Here is a 16,245-nt window from a genome sequence, read left to right on the forward strand (position 1 = left end):
AGAGAATAAGCTGGTATGAGGCGCGATAAGTTTCGGATGAGAGGCGATACGAAACGTTTTCTACCTAAGCTCCACAGAAGGATTCTTCCGTTCCGGAAGTATCTGCACGTGCTCATATTTCAATATCTCACTATCGGAAGTCACAAGAGGCGCGTCCAGAATTCGAGACGTTGCGACAATGATTCGGTCCGCCGGATCGCGATGGAACGCGCCAGGAAGACGCGTCGATTCGATGATAATCTCACGTGATAGGTCGACGACAGAAATTGACGACTCGTCAAGCGCCATTTGAAACCAGAGCTCGATTGGCAACGGAAGATCGATCCGGGCTCGGCTGGCAAGGAGCGCAACTTCATGCAGCGAAATCACACTAACCGCAAGAGGCTCTTCCGTCTCTTCGAGCAGCGATCGCTGTGAATGCGATAGCAACTCGGGAAGATTCGCCAGCCAACACCAGATATGCGTGTCAAGCAGGATCATCCCGCAACATATTCCAATCGTCGGGATCGACAGCCGGGCTAAATGGGTCCCGGTATGCAAACGGCAATCCCCGTAGCGGAAAGTTACGCTTCGTCTTCGACTTCGGGGTTGGCTCGATCGTCACCGAGACCGCCTGACCGGGCTCCAGAGGCAGCCGAGGCAAGAGAATTCCGTGCTCCTTGGTTACCGTTGTGTGATAATGATAAGCCTGCATAAAATCCAAAACCAAAGAAGCCGGGAGCAAGTGCCTGACCAGTTTGGCCCACTACTTCGTCACCACGAACCGCCATGTCTTAACGATGCCATCAGCTTCTGCGCGAAGCAGCAGCACCCCCGAGGGAAAATTGCTCGCGGAGAGCGTGAGCGTTTGCTGATCCGTCTCGCCACGCGCCACTGCATGGCCCAGTGCATCGTTAATCTCATAGCGGACTCGCTCGCCCTCCGGTTGCGTGAAGCTGACGGTGAATTCATCGCGGACGGGATTGGGATAAATTGAATTAGACAATACCAAAGAGTGATTGTCTTCTATCACGCCGCTTTCTGCGTCCGCATTGTAATACCATATTCCTACACTATCATGACTCCAGGAGGCGATCCAGCCATGACGTGCGTCGATGAAGTGCATCTCTTCCAACGAGTCAGAAGCGAAGGTTGCGGAATCAATCGTCCATGTCGCCCCATTATTGGAGCTATACGCGAGTTTATGCGCCATCTCGCTGGGAACTATGGCGGCGGGCGGATCTATGTAGATGCACGGACAGATGCCCTGGCCAATCATTGCCCACAAAATCCCCGGGGCAGGATTTGCTAACCGCCATAGCCGTTGACCGAACGTGGAATCGACCCGCCATGATTTGCCATAATCGCTGGAATAGGCGTAGTCCGGCGAGCCGCTGTCCAAGAAGAGAATGCAAACTTCGTGTGTCTTAGGATTGACCTGGATTCCACTAATTTTGACCTTATAGCGATTGGTGTCGACCGGCAAAAGGGTATCCCAGGTCGTGCCCGCATTCGAGGTGTGCAGGAGAACGTTCGCTTTATGGAGCGCGCCACGCCCCATCCAGATGTCATTACTATCGACAACGGTACCACTATACAACACAGGAGGAGTTGTATGTGGCGCCGGGTTGAGCAGAAACGCGTTGCCATAGAGTTGCGAACTCTGCCAGCCGTCATGAGTCACAAGAATCACGACGCTGTCCTGATAGTCATTTTCATCATGTGTGCTTACATACTCTGCGACACGAAATCCGTACGAGGTGTCGTACATCTTCTCACCCAGCATCACATAGAATCTCCAATTCTGTTCGCTGATATTTGGAAGTTCATGGACTGCAGTTGCTCCTGGGGCGATGGATACGGTTTCGTCGTTGGAAAAGAAAAATCCCCGATGGGGTCCGGTACACTCGCCCGTGTTTAGTGTGCTCTTCCCACTGATATTGGACACTAAGTCAGTATCGAGGACCCAGTTTTTGCCGCCATCTATTGTCGAAAGGATTTTCCATCGAAATGAATAGGCGATGCCATGAAGACTGTCTGCAAATGCGAAATCCCCTAAGCTATAATTGGCAACGGGCAACACCACCTTCTGCCAGGTACCCGGTAGCTTTTGTCCCTTCACCTGAGGGGACATCGCAAAAAATGCCAGGACCCAAAGCGCACGCCAATATGACTTCCTTATGTCCATGCTGTTACTCCTATTCACTTAACAAGGGGTGTGACTTGGTATTGGGCGGGCTGGCAGTGCAAGCGACAGAAGAAGTAGAAGATAAATTCGAGCACACTTCATAATGAGATTTCTAATGCACCACCGCCACTCGCCGCATTTCGTGCTGGTTTCCCGCCTGCGCGACTGCGAAATAAACTCCATTCTGTAACGTGTTGAGATCGAGATCGATCTCGCCCATTCCGCGCTTCGCAACTACCTCCTCGCCGAGAATATTTAGAAGCTTCAGGTCGATTGATTCGGCAGCGGCGCGAGCGAAGAGATGGTTGGAGGATTGATGAAGGGAAGGGAAAATGGAATTGACCGCAACTCCTGCCGCTAACAGTGAATAGTCAAAGCTGAGCGATCCGCAATATAGCGTATCGTAGATATCGTTACTTGGCAGTGTGATCGATGTCGGCCCAATCACGACGCCTCCTCCGCCATCCAGGAATTGTGCGGATGAACCGCTCTCCAAATAGACAACGGCTCTGCCAGCGATCTGTACTGCTCCGCCCGGTTCAACGTAAATGTGTTGGAATGAATCGGTACGATAAAGCGCACCAGCCTTTACCAAAATAGACACTGCATAGATGTCGGAAGTGTCTCGGGTTACCGTAACTGTCGATGGAGGTATTACCGGAGTGCAACCAACGATGCGGAAATTGAACGAATCGGTAACTGAACAGCCGGTTGAGTTCATCACCGTGAGCGAGCCAGTCTTGATTCCCTCCGAGAGAAATGAGATCGTAGGGACGGAATCGGTGGACGAGCTGATGGTTGCATCCTGATCGAAATGCCACTGAAAACTCTCTCCCGCCGCTGCATACTTGTCATGAAAGACAATCGGCTCATCGAGGAGCGCAAGTGGCCGGTAGTCCGTATCGAATCGATTCAGTTGCGAGACCCATATTCGGGATTGCTGAGCTAAGTCATTGTCCTGCGACCCTCGACGCCCCATCGGCTTAACCGTTGGATAGCCAACAACCCGAATATCGCTCCCATTATGTGCTGAAGTATCATACGGATCGGTCGACGCGACCCTCAAGCGAAAGTGCAATCCCGAACCGTTTAGCGGCACGGATATTATCCCACCTGAAGCAGCGTTGCTCCCGATTGGAGTGTAGGACACAAACGACCCACTCGCATCCGATAGCTGCACGAAGAAGTGATTGTCGCTCGCGAACGTCCCGCTGGCCGTGTATGGCACGAGCATCGTATCACCCACGCAATATGCGAGCGTTGTGATCGGCCCAAGCGTGATTGTCTGGGCTTGCACTGCAAGCGGGAGAAGAAGTAGAAGGTAAATTCGAGCTAACTTCATGATGAGAATTCTAATGTACTACCGCGATTCTCCGCACTTCGTGCTGATTTCCCGCCTGCGCGACTGCAAAATATACCCCTTCCTGGAACGACGTGAGATCGAGATCGATCTCACCGATTCCGTGTTTTGCCAGCACTTCCTCGCCGAGAATATTTAGGAGCTTTAGGTTTATTGATTCGGCGGCATCGGCACGGGCGAAAAGCTGATTGGAGGATTGGTGGATGGAGAGTTGGGACTCCGGCAGATTGTAGGAGGTGACTCCTAACTCTGAATAATTGAATGTGAGATCCGGACAATAGAATGTGTCGAAGTCTTCCAGATTGCCGTAATTCGAAATCGTCATTCCCGGAGATAGCACTGCCGCAAGGTACTCTGGAGTGATTCCACTCGTAATGGAAGCGCCCGCGCGAACAAAGTAGACTCCGTTCTCATTATCGCCGACTGCCAGGACGCCAGCGGGTTCAACATATACAAACTGCGTTCGAAAGTGGGTCGTCGTGAAACGTCCACCAGCCTTGACCCAAACGCTTGGATAATCGCCGGTCTCATCGCCTGTGACTATGTGCGCGTCCCGAGGGATAACTGGATTGCAACTAAGAACGAAACACTTGAAGGAATCCACGGTAATGCAACCGGTCGGATTCGTTGCGGTTATTGATCCGATCTTTTTGCCATCCGCAGCGAACCTTACGACTGAAGAATCCGTCAAAGATGAGGTTGGAGTCGATCCATCTCCAAAGGTCCATGAATAAGTTGAACCGCTTGCTTCTGCTGCTCGATCCGCAAACCGAATATCTGTACCGACTAACCCAATCGCTTTAGTAAATGGGTTATCACCCACCGGCCCAAGCTTCTTGAAACGTGGTGCGATAGTGCCTGGGATAGGAGATGGGTATGCGACAACCGCAATGTCGTCCGCGTTCCTCATCGACGTATCGTATGGATTGGTAGATGCTACCTTTACTCTGAAATGTGATCCCACATTGTTCAGTGCTACGCTGATAGACCCATTCAGAGCTGCGTCATTTCCGATTGGCGCGTAGGACGCGAACGATCCACTCGCATCCGATAGCTGCACGAAGAAGTGATTGTCGCTCGCGAACGTCCCACTGGCCGCGTAGGGCACGAGCATCGTATCGCCGACGCAATATGCGAGCTTTGTGATCGGCCCAAGCGTGATTGTCTGGGCTTGTGCCGCGAGCGGGAGAAGAAGTAGAATTCCGATACGGATGAACTTCATTAGGAACGTCCTTTCGAATGGAAGAACCTCGGATTTTGGGATTTGTTACAGGCATGTTGTCGAATGCTCGAGTCCCACGGCTGCTCACTCGCCGGAGCTAAGACAAGGCTCTTACTTCGCTGGCGAAAAATACTTCGTGAATTCTTTGATGGGCACCTTGCGCGAGGGGTGAGGAATGTTGTATGTTGTTCGACAGATTATGGGCACCGTTTTCTGGGATAAGGATGAGGGCTGAAGGATGAGGGATGAAGGCGGCCCCGGTCGTTAGCTCATTGACAACTTAGGCGGTTTCGCCCGAGCGGAGAGGGCGTTCATTAAATGACAACACAAAAGAGAGAAGTCCTTCATGAATAAAATCGAAGCGAATGGCGGAAATGGAATGGATTCGATAATGATTATGAATATGAAATTCAAAAAACAAAATTGAGAGGGGTCAACCACCCCCAGCCCTCTCCTATTCCGCTTCGCTTCATAGGAGGGGGAGTTACCTCCTCGACCAGCCCTTGAGCCGTCGGCGTTCGGCTATGGACATTTCAATCGGCGGCGGCGGAGCGAAGCCTTCGATGGTCGTCCGCTCGATCTGCATGCCGATGCGCTTTTCAATTTCGCGCATCAGCGGCTCTTCTTCGGGACCGACGAGTGTGATCGCAATGCCGGTCTTCTCGGCGCGAGCAGTGCGGCCCACGCGGTGGACGTAATCGTCCGGCGACATGGGCGGCTCATAATTGATGACGTGGCTGATGTCCTCGATGTCGAGTCCGCGGCTTGCCACATCGGTCGCGACGAGGGTGTCGAACCTTCGACTCTTGAAATCAGCCAGCGCTCGGGTGCGGTCGGCTTGCGTCAGATCGGAGTGGAGCTTGGTCACGTTGACTCCGGCATGATCGAGCACGTGCGCGACACGATCGGCATCATGCTTGGTGCGGGTGAAGATGAGGGTAAGCGGCTTTTCGGTCGCGCTGGCATCACGCTGCATGTCCTGCAAAAGCTTGAGCAACAGCTCCGGCTTTTTGAGCCGCATAACCGAGTAGATTTGCTGCGTCACGCCTTCGGCCGGTTTGCGGCGTCCGCCGACTTCGACAAGTGTCGGGTCGTTTGTGAGTCGGCGCTCGAGCTCCTCGATCTCATGCGAGAGCGTGGCACTGAACATGAGCGTTTGACGATCGCGTGGGACCTGTGCGGTGATGCGCTTGATCTGAGGAAGGAATCCCATATCGAGCATCCGGTCGGCTTCATCGAGCACGAGGAATTCGATTCCGGAAAGCGAGACGATGCGCTGACCGAGCAGATCGTTGAGTCGGCCCGGTGTGGCGATGAGGATATCGCAGCCACGCTCGAACTCGCGTTCTTGTGGCCGCTGGCCGACACCGCCGTAGATGACAACTGCGCGGAGTCCGGATCCTTGGGCAAAGCTCACGGTTGCCTCGTGGACTTGGACTGCGAGCTCGCGAGTTGGTTCGAGCACCAGAACGCGAGGAGTCCGCGCAGGACTTCTCGGCGCAGCAGCACGCGCGCCCTGCCTGCCAGAGGCCGGTCGGCCCGAGGGTCTTGCCGGGGCGGATTTTGGTTTTGCTGGTTCGCTCTCGCCCACGATGCCGGAGCAGATTAGTGAGTCGATGAGCGGCAGCATGAAAGCGGCGGTCTTGCCGGTACCCGTCTGCGCGATGCCAATGACATCGTGCCCTTCGAGCACGAGCGGAATTGCCTCGCGCTGCACGGGAGTTGGCGTGGTGTAGCCAATCTTGGCGACCCGTTCGCAAATCTCGGGAATGAGACCCAGATCGAAAAATGGATTTTGCTCAATCGCAACTTCTGCGGTGATGTGTGCCGTGTTATGCGGCTGTGAGAGACTGTTCTTCATCTTCTCGAATTTGTTGTGGCGAAGCGCAAATCGTAGTATTTTCGTAGCAAGATTCTCCTCAAAATTAGGATGCGCCCACTCGCCATAGTTCTTCTTGCCATCGCCATAACACCGCGAGCGGCACTTTTCGCTCAAATTCCACGGACGATTTCGTACCAGGGCGTTCTGGCGACGAATAAGGGCGTTCCGCTGCCTGACGGTCAGCATATCCTTCTGGCAGCACTCTATGGCACACGGACCGGTAAGGTGGTACTCTACAGCAAGCAGGACACGGTTACCACCCAGAATGGGATGTTCAGTATCCTGCTCGATTCGATTCCGCAATCGGTGGCCTTCGACCGGCCAATGTGGCTCGGTCTATCGATCGATGGCGGCAATGAAATTGCCGAACGCTCGCCTCTGACGGCAGCACCGTATGCTTTGAACTCCAGCGGCGGAACGCTCGCCAGCATCGGATCGAGCGATCATAGCGTCAAGATCACAAATCCCAACGGTCCGACGGTCGATCTTTCCGTTGCGCCGGGCACAGCGAGTTGGTCGAGCATTACCGGCAAACCGTCCACATTCCCACCTGGTGGAAATGCCGGAGGGGACTTCGCTGGCAGCTATCCGAATCCAACCCTTACAACCACCGGCGTTGCCGCAGGGACTTACACGAACGCCACGGTGACTGTCGACACCAAAGGCCGCGTGACGTTTGCATCGAATGGTACGGGAGGCTCAGGCGCCTTCCTGCTTCCGTATTCCGGTTTGACAAATGCAGATACTGCATTCGCGGTCAGGTCCACTGCAAGCACGGCAATCGCGATCCGAGGCGAGACGAATTCTCCGAATAATTTTTCTGTACCTCACAGTGCCGCAGTTTATGGCGTCAATACGAATGCTTCGACAAGTCCAGCCTATGGGGTAGTTGGAAAAGTCGTTTCGACACAGGGCCAGGCCGCAGGTGTGTATGGATACAATGGCGCCACAGTTGGAGGTCAAGGTATACTGGGCAACGGTTATATTGGTATCTACGGGGTCACGCCGGATTCAGGAGGGTATTCCGGTTATTTCAGTGGTGGCCTGGGTCTTCATGTCATCGGCAACCAGACTGCCACTGGTACGAAATCCGCCTTGGTACCGGTCGGAGATGGCTGGCGCAAGCTGTACTGCGAAGAAGCGGCCGAGGTATTTTTCACGGACTATGGCTCGGGCCATTTGGTTAATGGTCATGCGCACATCAATCTCGATCCGACGTTTCTTGCAACGGTGACGATTGATAGTGCTGATCCCATGCGTGTGTTCCTTCAAATGAATTCGGAGATCGCCGGGGCCTATGTCGTCAAAGGCGCCACCGGATTCGACGTGATCGAGAATGGTAATCCTCATTCGAATGGTGAATTTGATTACCGTGTCGTCGCGAAGCGTAAGGGTTATGAAAGTGTTCGTTTGGAAGCGGCGCCTTCGCCTGCGGTGGGAGCACCCGGCGGGTAACCGCTTCCTGTCTCTAAACACCTAATCTATTCTTGTCGTCATGCTTTACACAACATTCGTTATTTTGCATCTGATCTTTGTCGGCATTGCCGTCGGCATCGTCGCTGTCACAATCATCGGCCGCATTACCGGCAAAGCCGGGCGGGGCACGATGGGTGAACTCCTGATGATTCGCTCGATGGCCAACCTTGGAGAGATCATGGGTAAGTTGGCACTCATTGGATTGCTGGTTACTGGCGTGGCGCTCACGCTCATCCAGTACTCCTTCTTTCCGTTCTCCACGTTTCCGTGGCTCGCCTTCAAGCAATGCGTGTTTATCGTCCTGATGGTAGTCGCCTTTGTCGGTACGATCCCGCGCGGCGAAAAGATCAAGAAGATGGCGATCGCTGAACTGCAGGGAGCGAACGCCATGAGTGGCGCCAGCGAAGAACTCCGCGCCCTTGTGTCCCGGCAATTTGCCACGGTTATACTCATTGGCATCCTGGTTCTAACCAACATGACGCTTGGCGAATCCAAGGCCATGATGTGGGTGACCGGCCAGTAAGGATTTTGAGTTGGGAATTGGGGGTTAAGAATTAAGAGTAGAGTACTGCGGTTACTATTCTTCATTCTTAACTCTTAATTCCTGACATGAGTCGGTCGTTTATCATTCTTGCGCTCGCCAGCGCCCTCGCCGTCTGCACCCTTCCAAGCCGTAGTTTCGCGCAAAGCAATGTCGGACCGCTCGAGCTCGACTCCGGGTTCGCCGCAGCCGCTAGCACGCCTGGAAAGATCGAATCCGCCGCAGGTGGCACGTCCGCGGAGGTGACCTGTTATTTTGCGAATCGCTTTTCGCTCGATGTCCTGGCCGGTGGGAAGATTTACGACCAGACGAATAACGGCATTCACTTCGGCCTACTGTTTTATGATGTCTACGGCAACCCGCTGCCTGGTTTTGGCACGAACGGAATGGCGAACGTGAGTTGGAGCGGGACCAATGACTACCCGCTGCAACTCCTGTTGATGCCGGATAACAGCGTATTTGCCGTTGGCGGCAGCACGAATTCAGTTGCGCCATCTCAGGACTCATCGTTCCCGACGCTCTATCATCTGAAATCCGATGGAACACCCGATGCGACATTTGAAGGGACGGGACGCCGAAGCTTTGCACAGACTATTGGCCATGGTGAATTCGGCAGCATCGACTCAGTATCCATCTGGGTGGGTACGACGAAACAACAGCGGTTCGTGGCGATGGGCTATGTCGGAGGTGGTTTGCCCGGTGCTGGGTTCTCCATCGCATGGTTTGACACGACTGGTACCCTGGAGTCGCGGTTTGGCAATGGTGGGCTAACGAGAGTCTCAGCCGCAGTCCATCAGGTCCATGGCTTCCAACTTCCCAGTCACCGCTATCTCCTCATTGGAGTCGCCGATACGACCGGCGAGATTCTCCTTTCCCGTTTGGACACCAATGGCCGACCCGACAGCACGTTCGGTGTCAATGCTTTGCTGCGGCCGGGCATTGTGCCGAATAGCACGATAATTTCAATCTTCTCCGCAAGGGATAAGTATTTGTACGTGGTCGCTGCACCGGATTCCTCCACGCACATCCCCTATGCGATTTTTCGTTTCGATACCAACGGCGTGCTCGACCACAATTACGGATCGAATGGCTACGCAACGGACCCAGTCCTTTCGAAGGTTGTTCCAAAGGGAATTACCCTGACAAATGATGGCAGTATTTTACTAGCCGGTGAAATGTTGGCACCGGTGACGCCCGGCGGTCATACCGTTGGCGCCGCGATGAAATTTTTTGGTAAAGGCCTTCTGGACTCTTCCTTCGGAGTTAACGGTCTGACCCTTCTGGACGCCGATATGGGTACGCGCCGCAACCAAATTCTCAGCTTCGTCCCGGTCGGGAAGTTGACCGGCAATCCTCACGCCGGAAGGTTCATCGCAATTGGCAACTCGTTTCCGTCTGGCAATGTCAGCAATTTTCTACTCTCGGCGTGGACGCAGGTCCCGATCTTCAAGTTCAGCACTTCGACTTTGGATTTTGGCGACGTAGATACCGGCTCGAGTCTCACGAAATCGTTTACGTTCGTCAACTTTGACTCCGTCAGTCACTTCGTCGATTCCATTGCCGTCCTTGGACCTCAGATTTTTTCAGTCGTATCCCCGCTTGGACGAGATACGATCGGACCAGGACAGACAGAGACGGTCATCGTCGCATATCGGCCGCACGTGATTGGCCGCGATAGCAACCATGTATCCGTCTTTACTCACGGCGGCTTTCCTGATATTGTGACAGTCTATGGGACGGGCGTCGCTTCGTCTTCTTCCGTCGCCATGACTCCCGCGATCACCGGCTCACTCTGGATCTCTCCGAATCCGGTTGGCACAACGGCTCGCATCGATGTCACCAATGACGAGATCGAACATGTGATGATTCTCGATGTGCTGGGACGCACGGTGGAGTCCTATACTACTGGAACAACCTCGGGTTCAACACTCGGTGAGTTCCAGTTCGACGTCACGGAGATTCCGAACGGCGTCTATTTCTGCAACGTAACAACAAAGAGAGGCACGCAAACTGTCCGCTTTACGGTCGAGCACTGAGTTACCGGGATTGCACAATCTTGAGTTCATCAAGCAGCCTTCCATCGGACGTGACACGGACGAAGAGTGCACCGGTGCTTTGCGGTAAAAGCATCGGAAGATTCACGTGGCCTGCACTCACATTCCCAATGGTCTCGGTACCCAGGAGTTTGCCAGCAACGTCATAGTAACTAAGCGATACATTTTCTAGCGACGTCTGATTGGTGAGCCGGAGCGTCGCGTTTGTGTTCGCCGGATTCGGGAAGATCTGAATCTGATCGATTGAGCTGCCTGCCGTCACTACTGATTGACTGACTCCCTCGCCACTCAACATAATCCGATGCAGATTTATACTGCTTTCGTTCGTTATGATCCAGACTGCTCCGGAATAAGACTGCGAACTGGTTGGAGAGAAGCCCATTGTAATCCGAATGCTATCATTCGCAGGAATGATCATGGGCGGAGCCGCACTGACCCACTTAAACACCGGAGAATCGATGGTATCCTTCAGAATTGCAATCGCAGTATTGGTTGGGTTTGAAATCTCGATTGAAAGATCGACTTCTCCGCCTACCCGCGACTTCTCAAACGCTAGATTCGTCGGTACCGCAAGCGTTGCCTGCTTGCTGACGACCAAGCGATGCTTGTAATATACCGCCGCATATCCTTCACGATGATCGATCCATATAACGTGGGTTGCCCCGTTTCCGGTGGCAACGAAAGGGTTGCTGGCCTTCGACGATAGCGTCACTTCAGAGTCCCAAGATCTGGCGCCATCGCCGGAATGTTCGTAGTACACGCCGCCACCGAATAGAAACCAGACGACGTGAATGTCATCGCCGCTCCGCGCGATCACGGGATACGCTTCCGTGCTAGTGCCTCCGGCATGGGTTAGCTGGATAGAGCCTGCCCACGTCTCTCCAAAGTCAGTAGACTGCTTAAAGTGAATCTCATAGTTGCCAGTCTGTCGGTCGCCGTATGCGAGATCGACATTCGAGCCCGATGCGCAAAGAATTGGGAAATAACAGAACACCGTCGAATTCGTAAGCTGGGTATCCGGCAGCCACGTCGCACCCGCGTCGGTCGAGCGGCGATACCACGTTTGCATGATGCCCGTTCGGTTGTCGTTCCACGCCATGTGGACGCAGCCACCTGCGGCCGCAATGCTCGGATCTTCTGAGCGCCCCGCGGCATTCGAAATGCGAACGAGGGAGTCCCACGTCGATCCGTTATCCATCGAGCGGAAGAAATAGACTTCGGAGTTATAGGCTGTGTTGGCAAGCGTATCGTTGATCGCAACAAATACGTGATTGCCTTCGCAGGTGATCGATGGCCACCAGTAGAATTTTCCAAGCGAGAGGGCTGCGCCCCACGTATTGCCGCCATCCAATGACCGGACATAATAGGAGTAGTAATCGGTGCCGATCGCTCCGCGATACGCGATATGCACACTGCCGCCACTCGCCGCGATCGAAGGAAACGCACAGTGGCCGGTGGCCACGATCATATCCGCGCTCCACGTCGAGCCGCCGTCATAGGAATGCTTGTGGTAGACCGAACCAGTCTTAGTGTCAACCCACACGACATAGACGCTATCGCCGCTCACGGCAAGGCAGCGGCCCATGTTCTCGTTGAGCATGGCGTTGGTGTCTGTGGTGGAGAGCTTTTGGTCGGCGGACCACTGGGCTTGAGCAGAAAACGGAGCAAACGCCGCAATTGCGGCGAGCAGAATAAGACGAACACAAAATGGCTTCATGGCTCCTTAACAATCGAAATCGGAAAAGCTCACATCACTGAACCACGATCCTCACTACCCTACCGCACTTCCAGCCCATCCATCGCGGCCCATTCTGGTGTTACGAGCGAGACAACACCATTCGCATCGTTCACCGCGAGCAGCATTCCGTTCGACTCCTGACCCATCAGCTTTGCCGGCTTGAGGTTGGCGACCACAACGATCGTCTTCCCCACCAGTTGCTCCGGCGTGTACTTCTCGCCAATGCCGGCGACGATCTGGCGCTTCTCTTCGCCCAAAGAAATTTGGAGCTTCACAAGCTTTTTCGATTTCGGCACGCGCTCGGCTTCCAGGATCAGTGCCGTGCGAAGCTGAATCTTCTTGAAGTCGTCAATGGAAATAAGTGCTGAGTGCTCAGGCGCAGCCGTGGTTGCGCCAGAAGTGCTGAGTGCAGAGTTCGCGTGGTGGGCGCCGACCCCGGCGCCCGCGGCATCAACCTTCGCTGCCATCGTTCGGAGTCGCTCGACTTCATTCGCCACGGTCTCGTCCTCGATCTTGTGAAACAGGATTTCGATTGGCCCAATAGCGACTTGCCCGTGGAGCTTCGGCTCGTGGGCGTTGTCCCATGTTTCCGGATCGGTGCTTCCAAGCGTGGCAAGAATGCGCTTCGAGGCATCCGGGGTAATGGGGGCAAAATAAATCGCAAGCGCGCGCAATGCTTCCAAGCACGAGCGAATGACTTTCGCCGCTTCCTCTTTGTTTTCTTTAATCAGCTTCCACGGCTGGGCATCGTTGAAATACTTATTCGCCGTGCGCGCAAGGTCCATCGTCTCGCTGGTCACTTCGCGCAAGCGGAATCGCTCGTAGAGCGCGGCAATCTCTTTCGCGCGCGTGCCGAACAGCGCGAGCATAGCATTGCCGGCATCGTCCAACTCTTTGCGGTTGCCCATGATCTTGTTCTCGAAATGCTTCGAGGCGAACGTGAGCACGCGGTTCGCGAAGTTGCCAAAGATATCGGCCAGTTCGTTGTTGACGTGCGCCTGAAACTCGCGCCAGGTGAAGTCCGAATCCTTTTGCTCGGGCAGCATCGTCGCGATGGCATAGCGGATCACATCCACCGGATACCGCTCCAGCATCTCGTGAATCTCGATGATCCAGCCGCGCGATTTCGAAAGCTTCTGCGACTCGAGATTCATAAACTCGTTCGCAGGGACGTTATCTGGTAAGATGAACTTCCGATCGGCGCCTGATGCATTGTGCGCCATGAGCATCGCCGGAAATAGTATCGTGTGAAACACAATATTATCCTTGCCAAGAAATGCCACCCAGCGGGTGTCATAATCTTGCCACCAGGTTTGCCAGTCGGTCGACCGCGCCTCCTTGGTTGCGCTGATATATCCGATCGGTGCATCGAACCACACATAGAGTACCTTGCCTTCGGCGCCGTCAAGGGGGACCGGAATACCCCAGGTGAGATCGCGGGTGATGGGCCGGTCCTGCAATCCGGATTTGAGCCAACTCCGTGCGCCTTGCAGAACGTTGTCCTTCCAATCGAGCCGGTGACTCTCAACGTAATCTTCGAGCTGGTTCTGGAATCTGGAGAGCGCGAAATACCAGTGCTTGGTCGCCCGCAAGACCGGTCGTGTCCCGGTAACGGTTGAGATCGGGTCGATCAGCTCGGTCTGGTTCAGGTAAGTCCCGCAATTCTCACACTGATCGCCGCGCGCTTTCGTCGATGAACAAACGGGACACGTGCCTTCGACGTAGCGGTCCGGCAGGAACATCTTCGCTGCTTCGTCATAGAGTTGTGGCTCTTCTCTTGGGACGAGATAACCTCCTTTATGCACCTCCAGGAAGAACTGCTGCGCCGTCTCGCGGTGCGTCGCGCTGGAGGTACGGCCGTAATAATCGAACGAGATTCCGAGTTTCTCGAACGATGCCTTGTTCAGCGTATGGTTACGATCGATGATGATCTGCGGCGAGACGCCCTCTTTTTCCGCCGAAATCGTAATTGCCGCGCCGAGTTCGTCCGAGCCGCAAATGAAGAGGATATCCTCGCCCTTCAGGCGCTTGAACCGCGCATAGAGATCGGCCGGTAGATAGCATCCGGCCAGATGCCCGACGTGGGACGGAGCATTAACATACGGCAGCGCGGCGGTGATGAGGGTTCGCTTGAAGTTCGGCATAGGCAATGCGTAACACGAATCAATAGCCATACCGCACCCGGCAAACGGGAAAATTTTGCTGTAACTTTGTAACCAATGACCGATCTGAACCGGAAAGCACTTGGCGGGCTCCTCGCATTGATACTCATTTTGGCTGCGGTCCTGTTCTCAGCCGCTGGAACATTCGGCTACTGGCAAGCTTGGCTCTTCCTGACGATCTTTGGATCGTCCGTGCTCGCGATCACGCTCTATTTGATGAAGTATGATCCAAAGCTTTTGGAACGGCGGGTCAATGCCGGCCCGGCAGCAGAGAAGCAAAAGTCACAGAAGATCATCCAAGGCTTTGCACAGATTGCGTTCCTGCTTGTCATCGCATTCCCGGCTGTGGATCACCGGATGGGTTGGTCCTTGGTTCCGGCTCCGATCGTCATTGCCGGTGATGGTATGGTGGCGCTTGGATTGCTGCTGGTATTCTTCGTATTCAAGGCAAACACATTTACCTCTGGCACGATCGAGGTGATGGCGGAGCAGACGGTCATTTCGACCGGACCTTATGCAGTTGTGCGGCATCCGATGTATGTCGGCGGACTCATCTTCCTCATCGGAGTGCCGCTTGCGCTTGGATCCTGGTGGGGATTGATCGCGGTCGTTCCAATCACGTTAGTTATCATCTTGAGGCTTCTCGATGAGGAGAGATTCCTCGCTGCCAATCTTCCGGTATATTCTGACTATTCCAGAATCGTGAAGTACCGATTGGTACCATTTATCTGGTAGCGTGGTTTCTCTTAGAGAGATCACAGTCACCAGAGTCCAATCACGTCTCAATCTATTCGCTGGCAATGAAGAAATCGCTATTAGTCTCTCTTCTCGCGCTCACCGCGTGCGCCCCTTCAACAGCTACCGTTCAATCTACGGACTATCTGAATTCGAATGCGCAGCATTCCGCCAATGTCTCGACACTTTATGCTCTGGCATCAATTGGCACCGGCACGGGAATCGAGTTCAAGTGGCTCGACTCGACCGGAATCTCCCACAAGTTAAGTGAATATCAGGGGAGCAAACCCGTCGTCCTTGTATTCGGGAAGACCTCGGATTCCTATTCCACCGCACAATACGCATCACTCGATTCGGTCCGTTCCGAGATGGGCGATAGCGTGGGCACGATCGCATTCGCGGATGACAATGCGCCAACAAATTTCAATACTGTCACCTCGTATGTCTCCGCTCATCATTTTTTGAGTCAGTTCATCACGGATTCCACGCAACGGGTAGAGATCCAATTTGCCACTGCGGGACTTTCTGGTCCGACCTATTATGTAACGGAGTCGCTTGTCCTGGGCAAGGATGGCAAACTCGTCACCAATGGTTTTACCGCAGGCCCGGCTTACAAAGACACATTGGAAGCTCGCGTGCGGCAAGCGTACAAGTGAGCGTCACCACTCCCGGTGCTGCTGCTCTTCCCAGACATGCTTGAGGACGCTCCCGCGCGACCGGTCGACATCGTCTCGCTTCTTGCTTCGGAGCTTCAGCGCGGCATAAGCCGCTATCAGCATCGGGATTAATGCCGCAACCAACATCAGCGTAAAGAACAACCCGACCTTCCCGGCGAACACACCGAGCGCGGCGAGTACGAGCAAGGCAATGATCGCTATCATTGCAAAGGCGAAAAGTTTGGTTGCCAT

At 54.2% G+C, this 16,245-nt stretch carries 14 protein-coding genes; 5 read left to right on the forward strand and 9 right to left on the reverse strand.

Annotated elements, in window-relative coordinates:
• Nucleotides 1–60 precede the first annotated feature (60 nt).
• The 6 genes from Q8902_08865 to Q8902_08890 form a co-directional block, all read right to left on the reverse strand.
• Complete coding sequence (locus Q8902_08865; protein ID MDP4199668.1) at nucleotides 61–480, reverse strand: type II toxin-antitoxin system VapC family toxin; 420 nt, start codon at nucleotides 478–480, stop codon at nucleotides 61–63.
• Nucleotides 467–694: a hypothetical protein gene (locus Q8902_08870; GenBank protein MDP4199669.1), complete on the reverse strand. Its 228-nt coding sequence runs from the start codon at nucleotides 692–694 to the stop codon at nucleotides 467–469. The genes Q8902_08865 and Q8902_08870 overlap by 14 nt, the downstream gene beginning before the upstream one ends.
• Nucleotides 695–745: 51 nt before the next feature.
• The gene (locus tag Q8902_08875; GenBank protein ID MDP4199670.1) at nucleotides 746–2,167 is read right to left on the reverse strand and encodes a T9SS type A sorting domain-containing protein; all 1,422 of its coding nucleotides are present in this window, start codon (nucleotides 2,165–2,167) and stop codon (nucleotides 746–748) included.
• Nucleotides 2,168–2,279: 112 nt separating this feature from the next.
• Nucleotides 2,280–3,509 carry a hypothetical protein gene (locus tag Q8902_08880; GenBank protein ID MDP4199671.1) on the reverse strand — a complete coding sequence of 410 codons (1,230 nt, stop codon included), beginning with the start codon at nucleotides 3,507–3,509 and terminating at the stop codon, nucleotides 2,280–2,282.
• A 10-nt stretch (nucleotides 3,510–3,519) separates the two neighbouring features.
• The gene (locus Q8902_08885; GenBank protein MDP4199672.1) at nucleotides 3,520–4,749 is read right to left on the reverse strand and encodes a T9SS type A sorting domain-containing protein; all 1,230 of its coding nucleotides are present in this window, start codon (nucleotides 4,747–4,749) and stop codon (nucleotides 3,520–3,522) included.
• Nucleotides 4,750–5,233: 484 nt separating this feature from the next.
• Nucleotides 5,234–6,610 carry a DEAD/DEAH box helicase gene (locus Q8902_08890; protein ID MDP4199673.1) on the reverse strand — a complete coding sequence of 459 codons (1,377 nt, stop codon included), beginning with the start codon at nucleotides 6,608–6,610 and terminating at the stop codon, nucleotides 5,234–5,236.
• 69 nt (nucleotides 6,611–6,679) lie between these two features.
• On the opposite strand from Q8902_08890, the gene Q8902_08895 reads away from it, so the two are divergent.
• The 3 genes from Q8902_08895 (at nucleotide 6,680) to Q8902_08905 (ending at nucleotide 10,684) form a co-directional block, all read left to right on the forward strand.
• On the forward strand, nucleotides 6,680–8,086 hold the full coding sequence (locus Q8902_08895; GenBank protein ID MDP4199674.1) for a hypothetical protein: 1,407 nt from the start codon (nucleotides 6,680–6,682) through the stop codon (nucleotides 8,084–8,086).
• Between the two features lie 40 nt (nucleotides 8,087–8,126).
• Complete coding sequence (locus Q8902_08900; protein ID MDP4199675.1) at nucleotides 8,127–8,630, forward strand: hypothetical protein; 504 nt, start codon at nucleotides 8,127–8,129, stop codon at nucleotides 8,628–8,630.
• A gap of 86 nt (nucleotides 8,631–8,716) precedes the next feature.
• Nucleotides 8,717–10,684, forward strand: coding sequence for a T9SS type A sorting domain-containing protein (locus Q8902_08905; GenBank protein ID MDP4199676.1), 1,968 nt, complete (start codon nucleotides 8,717–8,719; stop codon nucleotides 10,682–10,684).
• A gap of 1 nt (nucleotide 10,685) precedes the next feature.
• Here the strand turns inward: Q8902_08905 and Q8902_08910 are convergent, their stop codons facing one another.
• Both Q8902_08910 and metG read right to left on the reverse strand, forming a co-directional pair.
• Nucleotides 10,686–12,419, reverse strand: coding sequence for a T9SS type A sorting domain-containing protein (locus tag Q8902_08910; GenBank protein MDP4199677.1), 1,734 nt, complete (start codon nucleotides 12,417–12,419; stop codon nucleotides 10,686–10,688).
• A gap of 59 nt (nucleotides 12,420–12,478) precedes the next feature.
• Nucleotides 12,479–14,584, reverse strand: coding sequence for a methionine--tRNA ligase (gene metG, locus Q8902_08915; GenBank protein MDP4199678.1), 2,106 nt, complete (start codon nucleotides 14,582–14,584; stop codon nucleotides 12,479–12,481).
• Nucleotides 14,585–14,659: 75 nt separating this feature from the next.
• Between metG and Q8902_08920 the strand changes: the two genes are divergently transcribed.
• Both Q8902_08920 and Q8902_08925 read left to right on the forward strand, forming a co-directional pair.
• Nucleotides 14,660–15,337 carry an isoprenylcysteine carboxylmethyltransferase family protein gene (locus Q8902_08920; GenBank protein ID MDP4199679.1) on the forward strand — a complete coding sequence of 226 codons (678 nt, stop codon included), beginning with the start codon at nucleotides 14,660–14,662 and terminating at the stop codon, nucleotides 15,335–15,337.
• Nucleotides 15,338–15,402: 65 nt separating this feature from the next.
• The gene (locus Q8902_08925; GenBank protein MDP4199680.1) at nucleotides 15,403–15,993 is read left to right on the forward strand and encodes a hypothetical protein; all 591 of its coding nucleotides are present in this window, start codon (nucleotides 15,403–15,405) and stop codon (nucleotides 15,991–15,993) included.
• A 3-nt stretch (nucleotides 15,994–15,996) separates the two neighbouring features.
• On the opposite strand, the gene Q8902_08930 is transcribed toward Q8902_08925, so the two are convergent.
• Nucleotides 15,997–16,245, reverse strand: a complete 249-nt coding sequence (locus tag Q8902_08930) for a hypothetical protein (protein MDP4199681.1) — start codon at nucleotides 16,243–16,245, stop codon at nucleotides 15,997–15,999.

The organism is Bacteroidota bacterium, assembly GCA_030706745.1.
Lineage (GTDB): Bacteria > Bacteroidota > Ignavibacteria > Palsa-1295 > Palsa-1295 > PALSA-1295.

Excerpts from the sequence above, each read along its gene's own strand:
- Q8902_08920 (MDP4199679.1), top strand. The coding sequence starts at position 14,660 with ATGACCGATCTGAACCGGAAAGCACTTGGCGGGCTCCTCGCATTGATA.
- Q8902_08900 (MDP4199675.1), top strand. The coding sequence starts at position 8,127 with ATGCTTTACACAACATTCGTTATTTTGCATCTGATCTTTGTCGGCATT.
- Q8902_08890 (MDP4199673.1), bottom strand. The coding sequence starts at position 6,610 with ATGAAGAACAGTCTCTCACAGCCGCATAACACGGCACACATCACCGCA.
- Q8902_08905 (MDP4199676.1), top strand. The coding sequence starts at position 8,717 with ATGAGTCGGTCGTTTATCATTCTTGCGCTCGCCAGCGCCCTCGCCGTC.
- Q8902_08885 (MDP4199672.1), bottom strand. The coding sequence starts at position 4,749 with ATGAAGTTCATCCGTATCGGAATTCTACTTCTTCTCCCGCTCGCGGCA.
- Q8902_08875 (MDP4199670.1), bottom strand. The coding sequence starts at position 2,167 with ATGGACATAAGGAAGTCATATTGGCGTGCGCTTTGGGTCCTGGCATTT.
- Q8902_08870 (MDP4199669.1), bottom strand. The coding sequence starts at position 694 with ATGCAGGCTTATCATTATCACACAACGGTAACCAAGGAGCACGGAATT.
- metG (MDP4199678.1), bottom strand. The coding sequence starts at position 14,584 with ATGCCGAACTTCAAGCGAACCCTCATCACCGCCGCGCTGCCGTATGTT.
- Q8902_08930 (MDP4199681.1), bottom strand. The coding sequence starts at position 16,245 with ATGGCAACCAAACTTTTCGCCTTTGCAATGATAGCGATCATTGCCTTG.
- Q8902_08925 (MDP4199680.1), top strand. The coding sequence starts at position 15,403 with ATGAAGAAATCGCTATTAGTCTCTCTTCTCGCGCTCACCGCGTGCGCC.
- Q8902_08880 (MDP4199671.1), bottom strand. The coding sequence starts at position 3,509 with ATGAAGTTAGCTCGAATTTACCTTCTACTTCTTCTCCCGCTTGCAGTG.
- Q8902_08865 (MDP4199668.1), bottom strand. The coding sequence starts at position 480 with ATGATCCTGCTTGACACGCATATCTGGTGTTGGCTGGCGAATCTTCCC.
- Q8902_08895 (MDP4199674.1), top strand. The coding sequence starts at position 6,680 with ATGCGCCCACTCGCCATAGTTCTTCTTGCCATCGCCATAACACCGCGA.
- Q8902_08910 (MDP4199677.1), bottom strand. The coding sequence starts at position 12,419 with ATGAAGCCATTTTGTGTTCGTCTTATTCTGCTCGCCGCAATTGCGGCG.